Source organism: Mesorhizobium sp. L103C131B0 (genome assembly GCF_000502275.1).
In the GTDB taxonomy this organism is placed as follows: Bacteria; Pseudomonadota; Alphaproteobacteria; order Rhizobiales; family Rhizobiaceae; genus Mesorhizobium.
The window spans coordinates 448827-472788 of sequence record NZ_AYXC01000005.1; the positions used below are offsets into that span (position 1 = coordinate 448827).

General features: G+C 63.6%; 20 protein-coding genes. 11 read left to right on the top strand and 9 right to left on the bottom strand.

Features of this window, described 5'->3' with window-relative positions:
* Nucleotides 1–128 precede the first annotated feature (128 nt).
* From X730_RS151690 to X730_RS151675, 4 genes are all read right to left on the bottom strand, one after another.
* Nucleotides 129–3152 carry a caspase family protein gene (locus X730_RS151690; RefSeq protein ID WP_031196898.1) on the bottom strand — a complete coding sequence of 1008 codons (3024 nt, stop codon included), beginning with the start codon at nucleotides 3150–3152 and terminating at the stop codon, nucleotides 129–131.
* A 12-nt stretch (nucleotides 3153–3164) separates the two neighbouring features.
* Nucleotides 3165–3878, bottom strand: coding sequence for a hypothetical protein (locus X730_RS151685; protein ID WP_023826327.1), 714 nt, complete (start codon nucleotides 3876–3878; stop codon nucleotides 3165–3167).
* Nucleotides 3875–4255 carry a hypothetical protein gene (locus tag X730_RS151680; RefSeq protein WP_245261352.1) on the bottom strand — a complete coding sequence of 127 codons (381 nt, stop codon included), beginning with the start codon at nucleotides 4253–4255 and terminating at the stop codon, nucleotides 3875–3877. Before X730_RS151680 ends, X730_RS151685 begins: the two co-directional genes overlap by 4 nt.
* A 101-nt stretch (nucleotides 4256–4356) precedes the next feature.
* Nucleotides 4357–6576 (bottom strand): caspase family protein, encoded by a 2220-nt coding sequence (locus tag X730_RS151675; RefSeq protein ID WP_023704223.1) that lies wholly within the window; start codon nucleotides 6574–6576, stop codon nucleotides 4357–4359.
* A gap of 295 nt (nucleotides 6577–6871) precedes the next feature.
* Between X730_RS151675 and X730_RS151670 the strand changes: the two genes are divergently transcribed.
* Nucleotides 6872–7276, top strand: coding sequence for a Fur family transcriptional regulator (locus X730_RS151670; protein WP_023669789.1), 405 nt, complete (start codon nucleotides 6872–6874; stop codon nucleotides 7274–7276).
* Between the two features lie 8 nt (nucleotides 7277–7284).
* On the opposite strand, the gene X730_RS151665 is transcribed toward X730_RS151670, so the two are convergent.
* Both X730_RS151665 and polA read right to left on the bottom strand, forming a co-directional pair.
* Nucleotides 7285–7773, bottom strand: coding sequence for a macro domain-containing protein (locus X730_RS151665; RefSeq protein ID WP_023728547.1), 489 nt, complete (start codon nucleotides 7771–7773; stop codon nucleotides 7285–7287).
* 7 nt (nucleotides 7774–7780) lie between these two features.
* Nucleotides 7781–10708 carry a DNA polymerase I gene (polA, locus tag X730_RS151660; RefSeq protein WP_023744079.1) on the bottom strand — a complete coding sequence of 976 codons (2928 nt, stop codon included), beginning with the start codon at nucleotides 10706–10708 and terminating at the stop codon, nucleotides 7781–7783.
* A 444-nt stretch (nucleotides 10709–11152) separates the two neighbouring features.
* On the opposite strand from polA, the gene X730_RS151655 reads away from it, so the two are divergent.
* The 7 genes from X730_RS151655 (at nucleotide 11153) to X730_RS151625 (ending at nucleotide 17470) form a co-directional block, all read left to right on the top strand.
* Nucleotides 11153–12538: a M20/M25/M40 family metallo-hydrolase gene (locus tag X730_RS151655; RefSeq protein WP_023826328.1), complete on the top strand. Its 1386-nt coding sequence runs from the start codon at nucleotides 11153–11155 to the stop codon at nucleotides 12536–12538.
* A 77-nt stretch (nucleotides 12539–12615) separates the two neighbouring features.
* Nucleotides 12616–13236 carry a ribonuclease D gene (locus X730_RS151650; protein ID WP_023698188.1) on the top strand — a complete coding sequence of 207 codons (621 nt, stop codon included), beginning with the start codon at nucleotides 12616–12618 and terminating at the stop codon, nucleotides 13234–13236.
* Nucleotides 13237–13316: 80 nt separating this feature from the next.
* On the top strand, nucleotides 13317–13523 hold the full coding sequence (locus X730_RS151645; RefSeq protein ID WP_023683046.1) for a hypothetical protein: 207 nt from the start codon (nucleotides 13317–13319) through the stop codon (nucleotides 13521–13523).
* Nucleotides 13524–13628: 105 nt separating this feature from the next.
* On the top strand, nucleotides 13629–13883 hold the full coding sequence (locus X730_RS151640; protein WP_023814764.1) for a GlsB/YeaQ/YmgE family stress response membrane protein: 255 nt from the start codon (nucleotides 13629–13631) through the stop codon (nucleotides 13881–13883).
* Between the two features lie 78 nt (nucleotides 13884–13961).
* The gene (locus X730_RS1000000166185; protein ID WP_023686592.1) at nucleotides 13962–14108 is read left to right on the top strand and encodes a hypothetical protein; all 147 of its coding nucleotides are present in this window, start codon (nucleotides 13962–13964) and stop codon (nucleotides 14106–14108) included.
* 202 nt (nucleotides 14109–14310) lie between these two features.
* Complete coding sequence (locus X730_RS151630) at nucleotides 14311–16587, top strand: transglycosylase domain-containing protein (RefSeq protein WP_023826329.1); 2277 nt, start codon at nucleotides 14311–14313, stop codon at nucleotides 16585–16587.
* Between the two features lie 130 nt (nucleotides 16588–16717).
* A complete protein-coding gene (locus X730_RS151625; protein ID WP_023826330.1) occupies nucleotides 16718–17470 on the top strand; it encodes an SDR family oxidoreductase in 753 nt (250 codons plus the stop codon).
* 15 nt (nucleotides 17471–17485) lie between these two features.
* Here X730_RS151625 and X730_RS151620 read toward each other — a convergent pair whose 3' ends face one another.
* Nucleotides 17486–18406 (bottom strand): zinc-binding dehydrogenase, encoded by a 921-nt coding sequence (locus tag X730_RS151620; protein WP_023826331.1) that lies wholly within the window; start codon nucleotides 18404–18406, stop codon nucleotides 17486–17488.
* Nucleotides 18407–18517: 111 nt separating this feature from the next.
* Between X730_RS151620 and X730_RS151615 the strand changes: the two genes are divergently transcribed.
* On the top strand, nucleotides 18518–19327 hold the full coding sequence (locus X730_RS151615) for a helix-turn-helix transcriptional regulator (protein ID WP_023686588.1): 810 nt from the start codon (nucleotides 18518–18520) through the stop codon (nucleotides 19325–19327).
* 21 nt (nucleotides 19328–19348) lie between these two features.
* Here the strand turns inward: X730_RS151615 and ybaL are convergent, their stop codons facing one another.
* Both ybaL and X730_RS151605 read right to left on the bottom strand, forming a co-directional pair.
* Nucleotides 19349–21139: a YbaL family putative K(+) efflux transporter gene (gene ybaL / locus X730_RS151610; protein WP_023686587.1), complete on the bottom strand. Its 1791-nt coding sequence runs from the start codon at nucleotides 21137–21139 to the stop codon at nucleotides 19349–19351.
* 187 nt (nucleotides 21140–21326) lie between these two features.
* Complete coding sequence (locus tag X730_RS151605) at nucleotides 21327–21776, bottom strand: host attachment family protein (protein ID WP_023726453.1); 450 nt, start codon at nucleotides 21774–21776, stop codon at nucleotides 21327–21329.
* Nucleotides 21777–22194: 418 nt separating this feature from the next.
* On the opposite strand from X730_RS151605, the gene cysG reads away from it, so the two are divergent.
* A complete protein-coding gene (cysG, locus tag X730_RS151600; RefSeq protein WP_023826332.1) occupies nucleotides 22195–23646 on the top strand; it encodes a siroheme synthase CysG in 1452 nt (483 codons plus the stop codon).
* The gene (locus X730_RS151595) at nucleotides 23643–23936 is read left to right on the top strand and encodes a DUF2849 domain-containing protein (RefSeq protein ID WP_023691980.1); all 294 of its coding nucleotides are present in this window, start codon (nucleotides 23643–23645) and stop codon (nucleotides 23934–23936) included. The genes cysG and X730_RS151595 overlap by 4 nt, the downstream gene beginning before the upstream one ends.
* Nucleotides 23937–23962 lie beyond the last annotated feature (26 nt).

Here is a 23962-nt window from a genome sequence, read left to right on the forward strand (position 1 = left end):
TGGATGTCGCCTCGACTTTCGCCAATCACCAACCTTGAAAATAGATCTCCAGCAATGAAGAGACTGATCTCCCCCCTTGCGGGGGAGATGGCCGGCAGGCCAGAGGCGGGTGCCTGGGTGCCGACCTCTCACGGCTCAGCCAGCACAATGTTCTCCACGCCGCCGACATAGTAGAACGGCTTCTGCTTGGACGCGGTCAGCCGCAGCACTTCGCGCGAGATGTAGTCGGCGAGGCCGAACAGCGTCACGCCGCCGTCGGAGGTCTTGGCCCGGCCGCGCAGGCCTTCGAGGATCGAATAGGTGAAGACGCCATGGCCGAGCTCGGGCAGTTCGGCGGCGGTGTTGTTGGCAGCGGTGGCCGAGAAGACGACGATGCGTGCGTCCTGCGCGTCTTTTTCCAGGCGCGGGTTGAAGGCGTTGGCGGCGTGGCAGGTGTCGAGCAGCATGAAGCGCATGCCCTTGGCCCGCTCAACCGATTTCTGGATGTCGCCCCAGTCGACCAGCGAGGAGCGCTTCCAGCGGTCGGCATCCTGTTTGCGGCCGTCCGTGGGGATGAAATAATAATCTTCGTCGATGTTGATGCCGTGACCGGCGACGAAAATGATGGTGGTGTCGTTCTCGCCGGGTCTGTCGAGAAAGTCGGCGAGCTGGTCGTTGATCGTGTCGGAATCCGGTTCCAGGATGGTGTCGGCGCTGGCGACCTTGAACACGTCCTTGCCGGAATCGGGCGCCTCATCCAGCGCTTCGCGGTTGACCAGAACCAGCGTCTCCATCGCCGAAAACAAGGGCGCGGATTTCTGCGAGATCACCTTGAGGAATTCGGTGGCGTCATCGACGGGATAGCGCAGATCGCAGGCGTGGCCGGCGCATGCATCGGTGAGGAAAGGATATTTGTCGACGCCGATCACGGCGACGTAGAGCTTGCCCTTGTTGGCGGGCTTTTCGGTTTTCCTGCCAAGTGCTGTGACACTGCGCTCGGTCAGATAGCCGAACTCGTTGGTGCCGGTGATGCGAATGGTATTTTCGCCATTCTCGACCGGCACTTCGACGATGGTGCTCTTGCCGCCATCGGCCGAGCGCGCCGTGACATTGCCGACATTGCGGCTGTTCGACAGGATCGAAAATCCGGCGACATCGGCGCCGGCTTCCTGCGCGCCCGAAATCTCGACGGCGACATAGCCCTCGCGGACGTTGCTCTGGTCGGCGGCAAGCTTGATGCCGAATTCCGGCGGTTTGCGCTCGAGCAGCTTTTCCAGCTGGCGGTCGACGCCGGGGCGCATTTCCTGAACCGCCTGTTCGGCGCTGCGCAGGATGATGGCCCGGCGCACCATTTCCGGGCTCCAGAGATATTTTTTCAGCTGGCCGGCGCTGATGAAACGCCCTTCGTGGTCGCGACCCTGATTGACGTGCCAGCCTATCAACTTGTCGCCGTCGGCGGAGGAATAATAGTAGCCCTGCGGCATCCAGGCGATCCATTCGGAGCCGGCGAAGAACATCGACACTATCAGTTTGTGTGTCTTCAAATTCCACAGCCGCACGGTCTGGTCGGCGCTGCCGGTGACCAACAGCCCTTCCTTCTCGGCGGCAACCATGGCGTTGATCTCGCCGGTGTGGCCGGTGAATTCACCCGATAGCTCGGCGGTCGCGGTTTTGTATTCCAACAGCGTGCCGTCGCTGCCGCCGGTGATCAGGCCAAGCCCATTGCCGATCAGCGTGTAAGCCGAATGGACGAAGCCATTGGTGGCGGCATTCTCGATGCTGTGCATCACCTTTCCGCCGCTCGCGATTTCGAGCACGGCATTCTCCAGGCCGTCCTTGCCGCCGGGGGCAGCACGGAGCGACCACTCACCCTCTGCGAGTGCCGCGCGGGCATAGGCGCCCTGTTCCGCAAACGCCACCGGGTCCTCGAAGAACCGCTCGGCCGTCGGTAGCGCCAGCACCTTGTCCAGCGTGCCCTGCAGCTCGGGACAGGACACGCGTTCAGGGCAGGGGTTGGTGTTGCCCCAAGCGATGGAGCTGCTCGCCGCATCGATCCCGATCGCCGTCACCGGTTCGCCGACCCCTTGCAGCAGCGCCTTGCGCTCGCCGGTCATGGGGTTCCAGACCTGGATGGCGTTGCGGGTGCCGCCGGCTGTCGCCACCAGCGAGCCGTCGGCATTGCCGGCGCCAGCAAAGACCGTGCCGTCATGGCCGTTATAGTCGAGCAGTTGCTCGCCGCTGTCGGTATTCCAGACCACCGAGCGATGCTTGTCGGCGCAGCGATAGCTGCATGACGCCACAAGCCGCGAACCCGTCGCGAAGCTCAGAGCGCCGATCTGGAAATCCTGCTTCGGCATGGCGCGGACGAATTTGCCCGTGCTGGCCTGCCAGAGCTGGACGTCGCCGTCCTTGCTGCCGGTGGCGAACAGCCTGCCATCCAATGACACGGCGAGTGCGGCGACGCCGACATCGCGCAGCGGTTCGGCCTCGGCGGGCAAAGCGATTTCCTCTGACTTGGCGACGTCCCAGAGCCGGATGCCATTGTCGGTGGTCGTCGCTGCCAGCCGGGTTCCCGCAGCGGCGAAGGCGAGCTTTTCCACACGCCAGGAATCGGCATCGAATTTTTCCGCCAGCGTCCAGCCCGACGCGGATTTGTCGTCCGCCCGCCAGAGGTAGACGAAACCATCGCCACCGCCGGCGGCGAGCGTGTTTCCGTCGGGTGAAAAGGCGACATCATAGATGGCATAGTCGGCGGCCTTGAGCACGGTTTTGATCCTGCCGGTGGCGAAATCGAACAGCCTGATATCGCCATAAGGGGGCTTGTCGCCGATGCCGGCGCCGAAATAACCGCCGGCGGCGATCGTCTTGCCATCCGGCGACACGGCAATCGCAAAGACCTTGCCGTCATTGCCATTGCCAAGATAGCCGCGAATGGTGCGCAGCGTCACCCCGCTCTGCCAGTCCCAGATGCGGATGGTCTTGTCGTCAGATGCGGAGACCAGTTCCTCGCCGTCCGGCGTGAAGGCAAGGTCGGTGACCCTGGCGCTGTGGCCGCCGGTGTTGAGATCGAGGTGGAAATCGAGGTCCTCGGCACCGGCGGTTGACGTTAACGCCAGAAGACCGACCAGGATTAGCCACCGGATAGCACGCAAGGGATGGGAGCTGCCCGGCACCTTGTTGCGCCGCTATTTGGAGTCGGCGGGCGGCGCCGACCCGTGACGCACATAATTCTCGATCGCCTGGGCATAACTGGCGGAACCGGCCTTGCGCTCTTTTTCGATGTAGCCGGCAAAATAGCTCCAGAACGACACCGCATAGTCGCGGAAATAGGCATCGGCGACATCGCGCGAACAGAGCTTGCCCTCAACGCAGATGGAGAGACGATTGAGGAAATAGACGATGCGATCAAAATTGTCGTTGAAATCGGCGATCGGCATGGTGCCGCCGCCGGCAGTCATCGCCTCAATGCCAATGCGTTGCCGGAAGACCCGTTCCTCGGTCGGCGACGGCGTGGCGCTGAGCAGATTGTCGTATTTGGCGTTGAGCGACGAGAGGCGCTCCTTGAGCGCGCGCTGCGCCTGCTGAAAATCCTTGCTTTCCCAAAGCTCGACCAGCGACATCGTCTGCTCGACGCGCTTCTGTTCCTGGTTTGCCAGAAACTGGAAGACCGAGAAGCCCAAGGTGAAGACGATCGCCAGGCGCACGGCGAGACCCGACCAGGCATAGATCAGCATGCGCCAGTCGCGGTCGGTGAACGGGTTGGCTTCCTTCTTGATCTCGTGACTGCTCGGCCACGGAAAGCCTTCGGTGGTTTCGGGCAAGGTCGCCGGCTTCTTGGCCGGCGGAGGCGCCGATGTGGCTGGCGATTTTTGCGTTGCAGTGCCCCCCGGCTTTTTCATCCGCAGCTGTCCAGTCGGATAATGGCGGTGGGATCGAGCACGATGCCGGGTGTCTCCAGCTTCTTTTTCAGGCAATCGAGCTGCGTGCGCGAAATCATGAACTGCACGTCCGGTTCGGCAGCCGCCTTGCTGGGTGACGGCAAGGGCTCGACCACGCCGCGCGAGGCGCAGCTGGAGAGATCGACGACAACGGCCGTGTTGCCGGTCTTGGCGATCTGGTCGTACTGGTCGAGAAAGCAGGTGGCGAGCTCGGAGTTGGTGACGATCTGCTTGGCGCACAGGCCGCAATTCTCGTCCGCCGAGGCGCTGGCAACCAGCAACAGGCTTCCGGCAAGGCCGGCCGTCGCTGCACGCCAGGAGAGCACGGGGATAGTCACTGATGTCCTCATCTGTTGCATTCAGCCGCGGCGCATAGAAGTGTCGCGAGCCGGGAATGTTCATATATCACGCCGGCAAGAGCCGGCGAAGCGATGTCAGGTCAGGCGCGGGGCACCGTCTCCATCGGGAAGATCATCACCGCGCCTTTGGGACCGCTCTTGTCGGCAAGCCGCATCACCGAGCGCGTCGCCGGCGCCATGCCGATGTCGGCCAGCATGTCGGAAAAACCAGGCGTTCCCGATGCGGCACGCGTCACGGCGCGCACGCCTTCCTGGGCAAGAAAGCTCAGATCCTCTTTCTCGCTCTGCGGCGGCGCCTCGGTCAGCACGGCAATCATGCGCTCCATGCCGAAGCTGGTGTCGGTGAAGGCGAGCAGCCCTTCCTTCAGGCCCTGATCGGCCTGCTGGTTGATCGGCGCCAGCCGCTCGGCGACGATATGGGTGATCGAATAGTCGCTGCCGATGTAGAGCACGTTGATGTCGACGAACTCGTCGGACCCGTTCTTGGCCGCAATGTGTACCTGATCGCCCGGCGAAACGCGCGGCACCGTCGAGGATTCGATCGGCTCCAGCACATCGCTGTCCTGGCGCTTGATCAGGAACTGGACGCTGACCTCGTCCGGCCGGTAGTCGGACGCCGCGGCGAGCCGCGACAGGCCGGTGGCGCGGAAGATCGTGGTCAGGTTCTTGGCTGTGTTTTCCGCAAGCTTGTCGCGGCCATCCTGATGGATGACGATGCGCGGCGGCTTGCTGCCGTCCTTCAAGCTGATGTCGCCGGACGCCGGCAGGAACCACAGCGCCGGTTCGTCGCTGGCGTTGGCGGCAGCGCCGTCCATGGATTTTTCGCGCAGCACCGCAAGCCGCAGATCGGCGCTCTTGCCGGGCTCGACCAGCGCGATGTGGAAGCCGGACTTCGGCTTCGCCACCAATTCGTCCAGAACCGAATTGACCAGCTCGGTTTCTTTATCGAGCCCTGCGGTCGGCGCCGGCTTTGCCACCAGCAGCTTGTAGTCGACTGCGAGTTCGGCAACGCGCGCATAGGCGCCGGCGGGCACCGCCGTCGGCGCAAGCGCCGGCTTGCCGTCGAATTCGACCGGTGCGAGCTGGCTTTCGAGGTTTTTTGCCAATTTCACTTCGAGATAGCCGACGGCGTCGGAGAGCTTCGACAGCGCCGAAGGCAAAATGGCGAGCTTGCTGCCGGGGGTCAGACCCTGCAGCAGCCCGGCGCCGATCGCGACATCGCCGTCCTTGACGGCAATCGGCCATTGCATGACGGCGTCGGTCTTGTCGGTGCCGAACACGCGGGCGTCCAGTTCGCCCTCGAACAGGGGCGTCGGCCTTGTGCGGCCGTCGGCCGAATATTGCTGCAGCACGGCCTGGCCGAGCTGGCGATAGGTGACGTTGGGGTTCTCGGCCAATTTCGACAGGATGGTGAAGGTGAACAGGCCGAAGCGCGGCGCGTCGGGCGTGCCCTTGGGCAGCGGCATTTCCGGCGTCGTCTCGACCGTCTGCGCGGCATAGAAGGCGACCAGCTTGCCCCTGGCGATCGGCTCTGCGCCGGTCGGCGTCAGGTTGAAGGCCGGCTTGCGGCCGCCATTCTCGTCGAAACCGCGCGATGCGCTTGCCGAGATGTCGTCATAGGCCTTCACCGCCGCTGCTCTCGCCGCGTTGTCGCCGCCGACGAGGTCGGCGAACTCGACCTTGCGCTCCAGTTCGTCATCGACTTCCGCGGCGCGCGTCGCGGTGCCCGAATGGCAGCAGTCGAACACCACCCAGACAAAGGCGCCCTTGTCGCGGATGGCGTCGAGTGCGGCGCCGACCTCGTTGTCGACCAGCGCGTTCGGCACGCCCTCTTCGCGGTTGATCCATTTGTCGATATCGGACGGCAGGAAAATCTCGTCGAGGCCGTCGGTCTCGTCACCGGCCTTGGCTTGCGGCTGCTGGGCGCCGTGGCCCGACAGATGCAGATAGACGAAATCGTCGCGTTGCACCTTGCCGGCGAGGTCGGCAAGGGCGGCCTTGATCGCCGCATGCGTCGGCGGGCCGTTGGCGCCTTCGACGTCCTTGGCGAGCAGGATCACATTCTCGGCCGAGAACTTCACCGGATCGGGCGTGTTCTTCAGGAGATAGTCGCGCACCAGGCCGGCATCGTTCTTCGGCCCGATCAGCCAGTTCTTCTGCGGCAGGTTCGGATAGTCGGTGCAGGCAACCAGCAGCGCGTGATAGGTGCGCGAGGCGGCGAGAGCGCGGAACGAAACCGTACCGGCAGCCACAAGCGCCGACGTGCCGACGAGCAGCGTCCGTCGTGTCAGTTTGATCATAATTGCTTCCCCAAGCCCGATCGAATTTGCAAGTGCGGCACCTTTCGTCGCGAATTTTGTCAGTATTTTGAATGTGGTCGGTGCCGTCAATCGGCGGTGGTGGTCATGGTGTCGATGGCGATAACGGAAACAGTGGCAAAAAGCCTGCTTCATCGCTATCTCAAGAGAATTGAGACCGTCGCATGGCAGAAATGATTTGCGAGCGGCGCTGGATCAAACAGATGGAACGTGATGTCGTCCGAGAACCGCTCCACACTTTTCGGCATCATGCTCTAAACGATCGGAAAACGGGATCATGGCGGCAAGGGATGTGCTGACGAAGAATCAGCTGAGCGTGCTCGAAAAGCTCGAGGCCGCCAGCGGACCGCTCAGCGCCTATACGCTTCTCGACCAGCTGCGCGAGCGCGGTTTCCGCGCGCCGCTACAGGTTTACCGGGCGCTCGACAGCCTGGTGAAGTCAGGCTTCGTGCACCGGTTGGAAAGCCTCAACTCCTTCGTCGCCTGCGCCGAACCGCACGACCATACGCATTCGATGACAGCCTTCGCTATCTGCGACACATGCGGGCAGGTGATGGAGATGTCCGACCATGACGTCGACCATCGGCTGGACGAATGGGTGCGCTCGACCGGGTTTGCTGCGAAGAAGGCGGTGATCGAGTTTCGAGGGACGTGTGCCAAGTGCCTGGCTGAGGCGGCTTAGCTTGCTTCCTACTTGAGCCGAGGCGGTGCGCTATTCTCGAATTCGTTCAAGAATGTCTCATAGACGACGTACCGCGTAGGCCCAGGTGTTAGCTGCTCCATAAGCAGGGGTTTCACCTCGTCGAGCCAAGATAATTTGCCAAGGCCAGACCCGATTTTTGGCAAGGCGATGGATTCTACCCGGTTTTTGTCGGCCCATTTCACAAGCCCGCGAACTGCTTTCCGTAAATAGGGAAGCGTGGCGTGATACATATCTGGCTGGGTTGCCAGATAAATGAAGCCCGGCCGATTGCCGTCTGGCTCCAATGTCCAGATATGACCGCCAATAAACCTGCCGGTCCGAGCATATTTCTTGAACGCAGCCTGCACATTCGGCCACTTTTTCGAAATCTTCAGCGCAAGTCCGGTGCCAAGGCCCTCTTGATTGCCCTCTGCCACGCCTTGAGCGATATAGCTTTCCTTGGCGGCCAGCAGGTCTCCCGTGACAAAGACAATCATCGCACCTTCAATGCGCCTCGTCCCAGTTGTTCGCCGCCCGCGCATCGACATGCAGCGGCACCGACATCGAGATGGCCGGCATCGGCGCGTTCTCCATCACCCTGCGCACCACGGGGATCGTCGCCTCGACTTCCGCTTCAACCGTCTCGAAGATCAATTCGTCATGCACCTGCAAGAGCATGCGGGCGGACAGGCCGGCCTTTTCCAGCGCCTCGTCCATATGCACCATGGCGCGGCGGATGATATCGGCAGCGGTGCCTTGCAGCCTGGCGTTGATCGAGGCGCGCTCGTTGAAGGCACGGATCGACGGGTTTGACGACCGGATCTCAGGATAGTGGATGCGGCGGCCGAAGATGGTTTCGACGAAGCCATGTTCGCGCGCATAGGCCTTTGTTGCCTCGATATAGTCGCGGATGCCGGGGAAACGCTCGAAATACTTCTTGATGTAGGCGCCGGCCTCCTCGCGCGGGATCGACAGCTGGTTGGCGAGCCCAAAGGCCGAGATGCCGTAGATGATGCCGAAATTGATCGCCTTGGCGCGGCGGCGCACTTCGGACGGCATGCCTTCGACCGGCACGTTGAACATTTCCGAGGCGGTGATGGCGTGGATGTCGGCGCCATCGGCGAAGGCCTGCTTCAACTGCGGGATCTCGGCGACGTGGGCAAGCACGCGCAGTTCGATCTGGCTGTAGTCGGCCGAGACCAGTTTCTGGCCCTTGTCGGCGATGAAGGCCGTCCTGATCTTGCGTCCCTCCGCGGTGCGCACCGGGATGTTCTGCAGATTGGGATCGGAGGAGGACAGCCGGCCCGTCGTCGTTGCGGCCAGCGCATAAGATGTGTGCACGCGCCTGGTGTCGGGATGGATGAAACCGGGCAGCGCGTCGGTGTAGGTCGATTTCAGCTTGGTCAGCTGACGCCAGTCGACGATCTTGCGCGGCAGTTCGTGGCCTTCGGCGGCGAGGTCTTCCAGAAGCTGCGCGGAGGTCGACCATTGCCCGGTCTTGGTCTTGGAGCCGCCGGGCAGGCCCATGCGGCCGAACAGGATGTCGCCGAGTTGCTTTGGCGACCCGATGTTGATGCGCTCGCCGACAAGGCCGTAGATTTCCTCTTCCAGCCGTGCCGCGCCTTGCGCCAGCTCGCCGGAGAGCCGCGACAGAATCTGGCGGTCGACCGAGATGCCGCGCTGCTCCATACGCGCCAGAACCGGCACCAGCGGACGCTCCAGCCGCTCATAGACCGAGACCAGGCCCTTGGCGGCCAGCCGCGGCTTCAGCACCTGCCATAGCCGCAGCGCTACGTCGGCATGGCCGGCGGCGTAGGCGGTCGCCCGGTCGATGTCGACCTGCTCGAACCCGACCGAGCTTCTGCCGGAACCGGCGAGGTCCTTGAGCGGCGTCGTGGCATGGCCGAGCCATTTGTCGGCAATCGAGGACAAAGTGTGGTGGCCGGTGCCGGCGTCGAGCACATAGGAAATCAACATCGTGTCGTCGAAGGGTGCGATATCGATGCCGTGGCGGCTCATGACGACGATGTCGTATTTGGCGTCCTGGGCGATCTTGAGCACCGATTTGTCTTCGAGCAAGGGCTTCAGCAGCGCCAGCGCCTCGCGGACCGGAATCTGGTTCTCCAGCGTGCCGCCGCCGAGCAGGTCGCCGGCGCCGCTCTTGTGGGCGAGCGGCACATAGGCGGCGCGGCCGGGGCCGATCGCCAGGGAGAAACCGATGAGGTCGGCCAGCATCGGATCGGAAGACGTGGTTTCGGTGTCGAAGGCGACGATCCCGGTCTCCTTGGCTTGGGCCAGCCAGGTCTTGAGCGTCGCCGTGTCGCGGATGGCGACATAGGCGGCGGGATCGATTTTGGCCGCAGCGGCCGTTTCCAGGCGAAGTGCGGCAAGCAGCGAAGGGGCGTCGCCGGCCCTGGCGGTTTCGGTTTTGGCTTCATCCTGTGTTGCCGCAGGCGCCGCTATGCCGGAACCGACATCGGGGCCGTGCGCGGTGTCGGCGCGCTCGACGGTGACGGCGACAGCCTGCACATCGCCGGCTTCGGTGCTGGTCGCTTCAGCAACGCGCCGGGTCAGCGAGGTGAATTCCATGGTTTTGAGAAAGCCGATCAGCTTCGGCCCATCCGGCGCATGCAGCACGAAATCGTCGAGCCCGTCGGTCACCGGCACGTCGTTCTTCAGCGTCACCAGCTGGCGCGATATGCGCGCCTTGTCGGCATTGGCGATGATGGATTCGCGCCTCTTGTCCTGCTTGATCTCGCTGGCCCGGGCGAGCAGCCCGTCAAGGTCGCCGAACTGTTCCAGAAGCTGCGCCGCCGTTTTCGGCCCGATGCCGGGTACGCCCGGCACATTGTCGACGGAGTCGCCGGTCAGCGCCTGCAGGTCTATCATCTTTTCCGGCGGCACGCCCCATTTCTCGATGACTTCGGGGATGCCGATCTGGCGGTCCTTCATCGGGTCGTACATGCCGACCGTGGGTCCGACCAGCTGCATCAGATCCTTGTCAGAGGAGATGATAGTGGTGTCGCCGCCGGCCTCGCACGCCAGCCTGGCATAAGTGGCGATGAGGTCGTCGGCCTCGTAGCCTTCGATCTCGATGCAAGGCAGGTTGAAGGCCACGGTTGCCTGGCGGATCAGACCGAATTGCGGGATCAGGTCTTCGGGCGGTGCGTTGCGGTTGGCCTTGTATTCCGGGTAAAGATCATTGCGGAAGGTTTTCGACGAATAATCGAAAATGACCGCTAAATGCGTCGGCACGATGCCTACATCGGTGTTGCGGGCGTCCTGCATCAGCTTCCACAACATGTTGCAGAAGCCGGAGACCGCGCCGACCGGCAGCCCATCGGATTTGCGGGTCAGCGGCGGCAGCGCATGATAGGCGCGAAAGATGTAGCCGGAGCCGTCGATAAGGAAGAGATGGTCGCCTTTTTTCATGCCGGCAGGGATAGCGCGGCAGGACGGCGCGGTCCATGGCAAAGGCGGGCTTCCAACAGGTGTTGCGGCGACATGCTGACAGAGCCTGCCTGCCGATAGGTCCTGCTGCTGTTTGCCTCGGCGCTCACGGCTATGTTACAAAAGTGTAATTTTTGTGCCCTTGAAACGCCACGATCCGAGACACAAATAAAGGTCATCGGCAGTTTTCGCCGAGTCCGGAGCAAGGCCCGTCCCCCGCCTATCCCGGACAATTGCGGCAGCCTATCCCCCCTCTCCGGGCTGCCGCATCGTTTCGAGTAAAAGACCGCCGTGGTTCCCCTCCACCACGGCGGTTCTTTTTTGCCTTCTGACAAGTGTTTACGGTCCGTGGTCCAACGATCGCGGGCTTTTCGTTTTGATGCGCTGCCTTTACGGTCCCGGCACCGAAAAGAAAGGCCCGCAGTAATGTCCACCATTTCCTCCGTCCTCGACCGTCTCGACAAAAATCTCGACCAGAGCCTGGAGCGCCTGTTCGGCCTGCTCCGCATCAAGTCGATCTCCACCGATTCAGACTATGCCGCCGACTGCCGCAAGGCCGCCGAATGGCTGGTGGCGGACCTCAAGCTGATCGGCTTCGACGCTTCGGTGCGCGACACGCCGGGACACCCGATGGTGGTTGCGCACCATGAAGGCCCCGCCGGTTCGCCGCATGTGCTGTTTTATGGCCATTACGACGTGCAGCCGGTCGATCCGATCGAGCTTTGGGAGAACGACCCGTTTGCGCCGGCGGTCAAGGAGATCGAGCCCGGTCACAAGGTAATCACCGGCCGTGGCTCGGCCGACGACAAGGGGCAGCTGATGACCTTCGTCGAGGCCTGCCGCGCCTGGAAGCAGGTGCATGGCAATCTGCCCTGCCGCATCACCATCCTGTTCGAGGGCGAGGAGGAGTCCGGTTCGCCGTCGCTGAAGCCGTTCCTCGAGGCCAATGCCGATGAGCTCAAGGCCGATTTCGCTCTGGTCTGCGACACCGGCATGTGGGACCGCGAAACGCCGTCGATCTGCGTTTCGCTGCGCGGAATGGTCGGCGAGGAGGTCACCGTCAAGGCCGCCGATCGCGACCTGCATTCGGGCCTCTATGGCGGCGCCGCCGCCAACCCGATCCGCATCCTGGCGAAAATCCTCGCCGACATCCATGACGAGAACGGCCACATCACCATTCCCGGCTTCAATGACGGGGTCGAGGAAACGCCGTCGCAGATCCTGAAATCATGGGAAACTCTGGGCGAGACCGCCGAAACCTTCCTCGGACCGATCGGCCTCTCGATCCCGTCGGGCGAAAAAGGCCGCTCGGTGATGGAACTGACCTGGGCGCGGCCGACGGCCGAGTTCAACGGCATCATCGGCGGCTATACCGGCAAGGGGTTCAAGACGGTGATCGCGGCGGAAGCGTCGTCCAAAATCTCCTTCCGCCTCGTCCACAAGCAGGACCCCGAGAAGATCCGCGCCGCTTTCCGGAAATTCGTCAAGGCGCGCATTCCCGGGGACTGTTCGGTCGAATTCCACCCGCATGGCGGCGGGCCGGCAATTCAGCTTTCCTACGACTCGCCATTCCTGGCCAAGGCCAAGACTGCGCTGTCGGATGAATGGCCGAAGCCAGCGGTGACGACGGGCAGCGGCGGCTCGATACCGGTGGTCGGCGACTTCCAGACCTATCTCGGCATGGAATCGCTGCTGGTCGGGTTCGGCCTCGACGACGACCGCATCCACTCGCCCAACGAGAAATACGAGCTGACCTCCTTCCACAAGGGCCAGCGCTCCTGGGCGCGCATTCTCGATGCGCTGACGCGCTGAGGAGGCTGGGAAGTTTTCTTGTTGATTTTTCAGCGGATCGCGGCGAGGACGAGTTACGCCGCGATCCGGAGAAAACCATGCCCGACATCCGCTTCCACAAGAACGATCTGCCCGACCTCGCCCACTACAATGTCGACGCGGTGGCCATCGATACCGAGACGCTGGGGTTGAACCCGCACCGCGACCGGCTGTGCGTGGTGCAGATCTCGCCCGGCGATGGCTCGGCCGACGTGATCCAGATCGCGCCCGGCCAGAAGAAAGCGCCGAACCTCGTCAGCCTGCTCCGCAACCGCGGCATATCGAAACTGTTCCACTACGGCCGTTTCGACCTCGCCGTGCTCTACAACGCCTTCGGCGTCATGCCGGAGCCGGTGTTCTGCACCAAGATCGCCTCGCGGCTGACCCGCACTTATACCGACCGGCACGGCTTGAAGGACATCTGCTTCGAACTGCTTGGCGTCGGCCTGTCGAAGGCGCAGCAATCGTCGGACTGGGCGGCCGAGACCCTGTCGCCCGAACAGCTCGAATATGCCGCTTCCGACGTTCTCTATCTGCACCGTCTGCGCGAGGTGCTGGCTGGACGCCTGGCGCGGGACGGGCGCACCAAGGAAGCCGACGCCTGCTTCCGCTTCCTGCCGACGCGTGCCAAGCTCGATTTGATGGGTTGGGACGAAGAGGATATTTTTGCCCACAGCTGATGGCCTTCGGATAACGCTTCCGGCAGCCTTGCAACCAGACACGCGTCGTGGCGTTCTGTCGACTCAATGAGGGGGATGACGTGGCAGACCGCAAACCGATAGCGACCGCCCCGACGGATGGATCCAAGGTCACTGTTCTGTGGAAGGACGGCGCCGGCGTCGTCAGCGAATCCGTCGGGCAATATCGCGACGGCGCCTGGTGGGTCTACACCGACAGCGATACCCAGAAAAAGGTCGACCCGACCAGCTGGCGGCCAGTCTCCAGCGACGATGACGACGATCAATGAGCGCCGCTGGCGGGTGCAACTGCTTTCGCATACCCTGAAGTCGTTGATATCGAGGCCGATTCGGGGCCTTCCGCTCCGTAGCCTCTCTTCCTGGAGGAACGCGTCATGGGCATCGAAAGCCTTCTCATCTTCATCATAATCGGCGCCATTGCCGGCTGGCTCGCCGGCCTCATCGTCTCGGGCTTCGGCTTCGGCCTCATCGGCAACATCATCGTCGGGGTTATCGGCGCCCTGATCGCCGGCTGGCTGTTTCCAAGGCTCGGCTTCGCTATCGGCGGCGGCATTCTGGCTGCCATCATCAACGCAACGATCGGCGCCGTCATCCTGCTGGTGCTGGTCAAGGTTCTGAAGCGAGCTTGACGCTCTAAGTTTTCATTCAACGCAATTCCTCAGGAGAAAGCCTGTGCTTTCCTGGAATTGCTGCCAAAGGAGCGCGCCGTGAAACAGAACACTCTCTATCTCCTTGTCGGCGCGCTCGTTGTCGTGGTCATCGCGCTCGGTGCATATGTCTATCACGAACAGACCAAGCCCAAGGGCGTCGAACTGAAGATCGACGACAAGGGCATCTCGATCCAGCAGAATTGAAATATTCGGGTAGCCAGGGCCTCTGCCTTTTGCGGCAGACAGGCCGCGAGGATGCGGCTTTCGGACCCAGTTGGCGGCAGCGGATTTAGAAATTCTTAAGGAATTTCAGAAGGGTGCATAAACCCTGCTTTAACGCGCCCTTAAACCGCCGCATCTACCCTCCAACCCGAGCGCCATTGACACCGGGAAGACAGCGCAACGCATGGCGAACCGCAGAGACAGTCGCATCGAACCCAGCTTCGAGGGATCGCCAAAGACGAAATCCGCGGCCGGTTTCTCGGTGAACGAGGAGGATCGCGTCGTGCCGGGCAATCGCAAATCCTCCACGGCGCGCAAAACCTCCAGAGCAAAATCATCCTCACGCGGCCGGCGCGGCAAACCCCGGCGCGGGCTGTTCGGCGTGATGGCCCGGATGTTCTACTGGTGCTTCGTGCTCTGCATCTGGGGCGGCATCGCGGTGGCCGGCATCGTCGTCTATTACGGCGCCAAGATGCCGGCGGCCACCACCTGGTCGATCCCCGACCGTGCCCCCAACATCAAGATCGTCTCGGTCGACGGGCAACTGCTTGCCAACCGTGGCATGAGCGGCGGGGAGGCGGTCGGCCTGCACGAAATGTCGCCCTACATTCCGGAAGCCGTCATCGCCATCGAGGACCGCCGCTTCTATTCGCATTTCGGCATCGACCCGATCGGCCTGTCGCGCGCCATGGTGACCAACGTTCTGGGCCGGCGTTTCTCGCAGGGCGGCTCGACGCTGACCCAGCAGCTGGCCAAGAACCTGTTCCTGAAGCCCGACCGCACGCTGGAGCGCAAGGTGCAGGAAGTGCTGCTGGCGCTGTGGCTGGAGCACAAGCATACCAAGGACCAGATCCTCGAAATGTACCTCAACCGGGTTTATTTCGGCTCCGGCGCCTATGGCGTCGAGGCGGCTTCGCGCCGCTATTTCGGCAAGAGCGCGCGCGATGTCACTCTGTCGGAGGCGGCCCTTCTCGCCGGCCTCTTGAAGGCGCCGTCGCGACTGTCGCCGGCGCGGGATCCGAAGGCGGCGGAGGAGCGTTCGCAGCTGGTGCTGGCCGCCATGCGCGACGAAGGCAAGATCAGCGCCAAGGAACTGGCCTCGGCGATGAGCGCGCCGGCAACGCGCGCGCCATCCTACTGGACCGGTTCGGAAAACTACGTCGCCGACACCATCATGGAAGAGCTGCCCGATCTGATCGGCGACGTGCGCAGCGACATCGTCGTCGACACCACCGTCGACCTCAACCTGCAGAAGCTCGCCGAAGAGTCGATCCGCCGGCTGATCGACGAGAGCGGCAAGAAGCTCAATGTCAGCCAAGGCGCGCTGGTCTCGATCGACAATTCCGGCGCCGTGCGCGCCATGGTCGGCGGCTACGACTATTCGACCAGCCAGTTCGACCGCGCCTCCGAAGCACGCCGCCAGCCGGGCTCGGCGTTCAAGCCGTTCGTCTATATGGCCGCGCTGGAAGCCGGCCGCACGCCCGACAGCGTGCGCAACGACGCACCGATCAAGATCGGCAAGTGGACACCGGACAATTACGGCGGCAAATATTTCGGCAAGGTGACGTTGGCGACCGCTTTGGCGAAGTCGCTGAATTCCGTCGCCGCACAGCTGACCATGGAAGTCGGGCCCGACGCGGTGGTCGAGGCGGCGCACCGCATGGGCATCCAGTCCGATCTGATCGCCAACACCTCGATCGCGCTCGGCACTTCGGAGGTGACGCCGCTGGAGCTGACATCGGCCTATGTGCCGTTCGCCAATGGCGGCTACAAGCCCGACATCCATTTCATCCGCCGCATCACCACGACCGAAGGCAAGGTGCTCTATGACGACAATGGCGGCAGCGCGCCGCGCGTCGTCAAGCAGAACATTGTCGGCATGATGAACTCGATGATGACCGGCACGGTCGAGATCGGCACGGCGAAGAAGGCGGCCTTCGCCTGGCCGTCTGCCGGCAAGACCGGAACCAGCCAGAATTCGCGCGACGCCTGGTTCGTCGGTTACACCGCAAACCTCACCACCGGCGTATGGTTCGGCAATGATGACGGCACGCCGATGAAGAAGGTCACCGGTGGCGCGCTGCCGGCACAGGCCTGGCACGAATTCATGGTTGCCGCGCATGAAGGCGTGCCGGTCAAGCCGCTGCCCGGCACCTGGAAGTCGACGCCGCCCGACACCATCGTGCCCGACGATATTCCGTCAGTCGATAACAATCAGGCGGCGCCGTTGCCTGCCGTGGCCGTCAGCCGTTCTGAGCCTGCTGCCGCGCCGGCACCTGCTGCTGTACCCGCACAAGCACCGGTCCGCCGTCCGGCCGAAACCGTCGATGCCGACGGTTTCGACATGCCGGGCGACGGCGGCACCACGGCCTCGATCAAGCATCCGGTACCGCCGGGCAGCGTCGGCGGCCCGACCAAGAAGCGGAAAACCTCAATCCTGGATATTCTCGGCGGCGGCTGAGCGGCTCGTCATTCTAGCTTCGAATCAAATGCGAGCTGGCAATCCGTTCCTCATATGAGAGCTGCGGTGACAATTCGGCCTCTCGCCACCTTCGCGGCATTCGGCTACATCTCCGGCCGGAGTGACAGACATGGCTGAGACCGACATCAGAAAAACCATCGTGCTGACCGGAGCCAGCCGCGGCATCGGCCATGCCACGGTCAAGCGCTTTTCGCGTGAGGGCTGGCGGGTCATCACCTGTTCGCGCCAGGCTTTTGCCGAGGATTGCCCGTGGCCGGCCGGCCCGGAGGACCACATCAAGGTCGATCTCGCCGACCAGGAGGATGTCGGCATCGCCGTCTCGGAGATCCGTCACCGGCTGGAAGCGCATGGCGGGCAATTACACGCGCTGGTCAACAATGCCGGCATCTCGCCGAAGCTCAAGGACGGCAACAGCCGCATGGATTCAATCGACACGCCGATGCATGTCTGGCGCGATGTGTTCCAGGTGAATTTCTTCGCGCCGATCATGCTCGCGCGGGGCCTCTTCAAGGAGCTTGCTGCAGCAAAAGGCTCGATCGTCAACGTCACCTCGATCGCCGGCACGCGCGTGCATCCTTTCGCCGGCACCGCCTATGCGACCTCGAAGGCGGCACTCGGCTCGCTGACGCGCGAGATGGCGCATGATTTCGGCCCGCACGGCATCCGCGTCAATGCGATTGCGCCGGGCGAGATCGACACCGCGATCCTGTCGCCTGGCACCGACAAGATCGTCGAGACGATCCCTCTCAGGCGCCTCGGCGCCACGGCTGAGGTCGCCGACATCATCTTCTTCCTGTGCTCGCAGCAGGCGTCCTATGTGACGGGCTCGGAAATCCACATCAATGGCGGCCAGCACGTCTGAGCACTGACAGACTGCTCATTCGGCGATGGTGAGAACAGCCTTGCCGCTGAAGCTGCGCTGTCGCAGGGCGTCCAGAGCCTGGGCGATGTCTGTCCACGGCACGGTCATGGACACGCGGGTTTCCAGCCGGCCAGCCGCGACCAGAGCGAGCAGCGAGGCGATGTCCGCGCCAATGGCTGGACCGGATGTGTAGTAGGCGAAGGTCTGAAGCCTCGCACCCTCGTGGCCGGGAACGAACTGCCTGAAGCCAACCGGTGTGAGTTCGCCGCTGCTCGAACCGAACATGACAACGGTACCGCCCGGCGCGACGCGCTCGATAGCGAGTGCTAGGCTTTGGCCGCCGACCGACTCGGTGATCAGCGAGAATGGTCCTTCAGCCAGTTCGATCGACTCGACAACCTGTTTGGCACCAAGGCTGCGCAGATCCTCGGCATGCCGGGCAGCGGCGATTGCGGTCACCGCGGCGCCTTGCTCGCGGGCGAGCTGGATCTGGAAACGGCCGACCGCACCGCTCGCGCCGGTGATCAGGACCTGCTGTCCCGCGAGGTCGCCGCCATGGCGCAAGACCCTGAGCGCCGTCGTGCCCGCCACGGGAAGCGTGGCGGCGGAAACGAAGCTGACCTCATCCGGGAGGACGGCGAAGCGGTCGGTCGGAACGGCGACCCGTTGCGCCCAGCCGGCCTCGTCGACCAAAGCCACAACCCGGGCGCCGACGGCAGGCCCGGAGCCATCGGCTGCCGCCCGTTCGACAATCCCTGCGATGTCCTGGCCGGGTATCCAGCCTTTTGGGCGTATGGTGAGCAGGCGCAGTTCGCCGCGGTTCAACGAGGTTGCGTGGACGCAGACAAGCGCTTCGTTGGTGAGGGGTTGAGGTTCGTTGGCCTCGGCAAACGTCAGTCCGGTGGGGCTGTCGGGAGAGATGACGAGGGCGCGCATGGGAAGCCTTCCTGCCGGTTTGTGAAATGCCAGCCACGAACCAGAGCCTATCGACTTCCCGGATCAAAGAATTTAGCTATCATGGCGAATAGTCGCTAAAAGCCGTCAATCATGAGACAGCCTCTCCGCTACCCCTGGGCCAATTTCGACGTCGATGATGTGATCGCTCCTGCAATTGCGGTTCGCGTCGATGTCACCGAAACCAAAGCGGAAGTGGCGACCCATTGGCATCGGAAGGGCCAGCTCGTCTTCGCGCTCGGCGGTGGCGTCACCTGCCGCGTGCCCAGCGGTCTGTGGATGGTGCCGCCGCATTGCGGGGTGTGGATTCCCGGTGGCATGGGACACAGCAATATCGCCACCGCCAATGCGCGGATTTTCTTCGTCTATATCGAGCCGGGAGCCGCCGATCTGCCGGACCGCTGCTGCACGCTGTCGATCTCGCCATTGTTGCGCGAACTGATCATCGAGCTGGCCGATCGCGTGGAGGAGGATGAGGCGAGGGACGTGCTCCTGACCACGATCCTGCTCTCCGAACTGCCGCGCATGCCGGTTCAGCTATTGCATCTGCCGATCTCCGCCGAGCCGCGCTTGCGGCGGATCGCCGAGGCGCTGGCGCAAGACCCGGCCGACCGCAGCACGCTTGCCGAGTGGGCCAATCGCGTCGCGCTGAGTGAAAGCAGTCTTGCCCGTCTGGTGGTGAAGGAAACCGGCCTGAGCTTCGGCCGCTGGCGCCAGCAATTGCATCTGATCGTCGCCATAAGGGAGCTGGCCTCCGGTGCGAGTGTCCAGCAGGTTTCGGGCGATCTCGGCTACGCCTCCGTCACCGCCTTCATCACCATGTTCAAGAAGGCGCTTGGCAAGCCGCCGGCAAAGTATCTCGCCAGCGTCGCGCACAATGGCGGCTCCGCCTTCGTTGGATGATCGATGCGCCTGTGGCAAGCCTCAGGCCGGGGAGGGCTCAATGGCTTCGGGGCGCGGCATCGGCTTTTGCTCCAGCACTTCTTGCACGATGCCGCGGGCGATCTCGCGTTCGCCCATGATGACGGTGTCGGCGCCGAGGCCTTTGAGATGCTCGACCTCGGCATCGGAATGGGCCCTCGCTATGACGTTGATGCCGGGATTCGCGGCGCGTGCCCTGAGCACGATCTGCCCGGCCTCGAACGCGTTGGGGATGGCAAGGATCAATCGCCTGGCGCCCTGCGGATTGGCGGCGGCGAATACACCTGCATTGGCCGCGTTGCCGGAGACGATTTCGACGCCGTCGTCTCTCAGCCTCGCCAGCGTCTTGTCGGCGTCCTCGATGACCAGGAAGGACAGCGATGCCTGTTTCAGCGCCGCGCCGACCAGGCTGCCGACGCGGCCGTAGCCGATCAGGATGGTGTGGCCCGAAAGCGTTGTGCGTGGCGGTGGGCCATCCTCTTTTGCCGCGGCGGCCACCGAGGCCACTTGTCCGGGCTGCGTCGCCGGGCCGACCGGCTTGGCCTCTTCCGGTGGTGCTGCCTTGGCGGCGCGCGCGTCCAGCCATGGCTTCATCCAGTCGAGGGCGAGGAACATCAGCGGATTGGCCAGGATCGACAGGATGGCGCCTGCCAGGATCAGGTCGCGTCCCTGTTGCGGCAACAGCTTCAGCCCGACGCCGAGCTCCGCCAGGATGAAGGAGAATTCGCCGATCTGCGCGAGGCTGGCCGAGATCATCAAGGCGGTTCCCAGCGGATAGCGGAAGGCGATGACGATGACGAAGGCGGCCAGCGACTTGCCGATGACGATGATGGCCAGCGTCGCCAGGATCGGCCAGCCATTGCTCATCAGGCTGAACGGATCGAACAGCATGCCGACCGAGACGAAGAACAGCACCGAGAAGGCGTCGCGCAGCGGCAGTGATTCCTCCGCCGCGCGGTGGCTGAGCTCGGATTCGCTCATGATCATGCCGGCGAAGAAGGCACCGAGCGCCAGCGAGACGCCGAACAGTTTGGCGGCGCCGAAGGCGACGCCGAGCGCGATCGCCAGCACCGCCAGCCGGAACAGTTCGCGCGAGCCGGTATGGGCGACGTAATGCAGGATCCACGGAATGACGCGGCGGCCAACCACCAGCATGACGATGACGAAGGCGACGACCTTGGCCAGCGTGAGGCCGACGACGCCCCAGATGCCGAAGCTGGCCGGCAGCGACAAAAGGCTCGCATGGTCATCGACCTGCGGCTGGCCGCCGAGCACGCCGGCCAACGCCGGCAAAAGCACCAGCGCCAGCACCATGGCGAGGTCCTCGACGATCAGCCAGCCGACGGCGATGCGGCCGCGCTCGGTCTCGATCAGCCGTCGCTCCTGCAACGCGCGCAACAGCACCACTGTGGACGCGACGGAAAGCGCTAGGCCGAAGACGAGGCCTGCGCCCATCGACCAGCCGAGCATCCAGGCAAGGCCGGCGCCCAGCGCGGTGGCAAAGCCGATCTGGACGATGGCGCCGGGTACGGCGATGGCGCGGACGGAGAGAAGATCCTTCAGCGAGAAATGCAGGCCGACGCCGAACATGAGCAGGATGACGCCGATTTCGGCCAGCTCATTGGCAAGACCGGCATCGGCGACGAAACCCGGCGTGTTCGGTCCAACCAGCACGCCGGCGACGAGATAGCCGACCAGCGGCGGGATGCGAAAACGGTTGGCGAGCGCCCCGAAGATGAATGCCAGCCCCAGACCGGCGACGATGGTGGCGATAAGGGGCGTGTCATGCGGCATTGTCTGTGGAGCGCCTTTCGGGAAATGTCGGGTGTGCGCCGCCCGAAGCCGCCGCCTTTTTCAATATGGTGGAGGGGGTGCGGGCGACGCAACCCGCAAGACGTAAATTGGTGGCCAGAGGCACCGAAAACGAAAGGCACGCGCAGCAAAACCGCTGCGCGCGCCAATACCGAATGATCGATGAGCGTCACGCCGCGTGCAGCATGGCCTCGATGTCGATCAGCGGGCGGTTGGTCAGTGTCTTTGGGATCTCCGCCTGCACCTTGTCGGTGACTTCCTTGTGCAGTTTCTTGCGCATGGTGCCGAGCACCAGCGGTGGCGCGACCAGCACGATGTCGTCGAAGATGCCGTGATGGGCGAGCTTGTAGAGCCGGTCTGCGATCTCTTCGGCAAAGCGTTCCTTGCCCTGCCGGTGCCAGTCGGTTTCCTCAACCGCGCTGCGATGCACGGAGGGGCCGTCATTGTAGCGGCCGGGACTGTCGCTGCCTTGTTCGCGCGTTGCCGGATTGTCCTGTTTCATCTCCTGGAAGAGCTGCAGGTTCGGATAGAGATTGTCGCCCTCGTTCTTCAGGAACAGCGCTTTCTCGCCATCGGCCACCATGACCAAAAGGCCATGTTTCAGGTTGATCTTGCTCATTTGCGGGCTCCTGTTTGAAGGTTCAAATCCAGCCGACGATTGTCTGTTACGGCAGGGGCAGAACGCGTGGCGAAGCGGGAACGTTCCACTTCGTTCGCCGAGTTCGCACGCAGCCATATCAAGCCCGATCTATCGTCCATCGGAGCAATGTCCGAGGTGACGGCTTTAATCTACTAGATTGGTAGAATTTAGAAAAAATAATTTTGCAGCTTGGCCGGCTCCCGGATAAAAGAGCCGCAGAACAAAGCCTGCGGCAGCAGCTTGAATCCGCCTGATATGCGGATGTGGAATATTTTTCTCTTGGCCCCTTGGCTTGCGGAAAACCGATTGCCTCCCGTCAGGGGATGCGCGAGTGGGTTCCTTCAGCTTTTTCGCGTCCGCGCCTAAAACTGCCGAATTGTTCCGGAATCTGTTCGTCATGCCGCACGCCAATCCCAAGCTCACCGCGTTCCCGGTCTTCATGCGGGTCGAAGGCGAAGCCGTGGCCATCGTCGGCGGCGGAGGCGAAGCATTGGCCAAGGCGCGGCTGCTCGATCAGTCAAGTGCTGTGCTTCGCATCATCGCCGATGTTGCCGACGCCGAATTGCTGAGCTTCATCGCCGCGACCGGCGCCATCCGTATCGACGCCCCCTACGACGCCGCGCATCTCGAAGGCGCGATCCTGGTGTTTGCCGCCAGCGGCGACGAGAGGCTCGACCGCCGCGTCGCCGACGATGCGCGCCGCCTTGGCATTCCGGTCAATGCCGTCGACCGGCCGGAGCTGTGCGATTTCTTCACCCCGGCGCTGGTCAACCGCGCCCCGGTCGCCATCGCCATCGGCACGGAAGGCGCGGGTCCGGTGCTGGCGCAGATGCTGCGCAGCCGCATCGACCGCATGCTGTCGCCGTCGCTCGGGCCGCTGGCAGCGCTTGCCGCCTCGTTCCGGGGTGCCGCCGAAAAGCTGCTGCCGAAAGGCAACGCCCGCCGCCAGTTCTGGAGCAGTTTTTTCCAGGGTGCACCGGCGCGCGCCGTCGAAGCCGGCGAGCTTTCGCAGGCGCATGACGCCGCCGCCGATCTGTTGCTGTCGAAGGCTCCGGCTTCGGGCCATATCGCCCTGGTCGGCGCCGGGCCAGGTGCTGAGGATCTTCTGACGCTGCGCGCGCATCGGCTTTTGATGGAAGCCGACGTCATCGTCTATGACGCGTTGGTGCCGGAGGCGATCGTCGCCATGGGCCGCCGCGACGCCGAGCGGCTGCCGGTCGGAAAACGCAAGGGATGCCACACCAAGAGCCAGGCCGAGATCAATGCGCTGCTGGTCGAGCTTGGCAGGCAGGGCAAGCGCGTCGTGCGGCTGAAGTCGGGCGACCCGCTGGTGTTCGGCCGCGCCGGCGAGGAGATGGCCGCACTGCGCGATGCCGGCATCGCCTATGATGTCGTCCCCGGCGTCACCGCCGCCTTTGCCGCCGCCGCCGACTTCGAGCTGCCGCTGACGCTGCGCGGCGTCTCCTCGTCGATGGTGTTCACCACCGGCCATGATCTGAAGGGCAATTCGCTGCCGGATTGGGCCAAGCTCGCCATTTCCGGCGCCACCGTCGCCGTCTATATGGGCCGCTCGGTCGCCGCCGAAGTCGCCGGGCGGCTGATCGAGGCCGGCCTGTCGCCGGACACGGCGGTTGCCGTGGTCGAGAATGCCAGCTTGCAGAACCGCCGCCGTTTCCACGGCACGCTGGCCGATTTGCCGTCGCTGGAAGCGCGCGCCGATCTGGCCGGTCCGGTGATGACCATCATCGGCGACGCGGTTGCCGGCGCCAACTTTGAACGTTCCGAGCCGCTCGCGGCACATAACTATGAGGGCGCCGCCAACGCGGCCGGCGCAGAGGTCGAGCCATGAAGATACTGACCGCAAACCGCCTCTCCGACGGCATCGCCGTCTGGTACGCCGACGGCGGCTGGGCCGAGACGGTCGACCATGCCGACCTTGCCCATGACCAAGCGGCAGAGGACAGGCTGGAAGCAATCGGCGCCAAGGCCAACGCCAACAATCAGGTTGTCGACGTCAATCTGATCGACGCTGAAGTCGTCAATGGCATCGTCGTGCCGGTGCGGCTGCGCGAAAAGATCCGCGCCGCCGGCCCGACCATCCGGGAAGATCTGGGCAAGCAGGCTGCGCGGGCAGCGTAACAAAATACGGGCGGACGCGCCCTGAA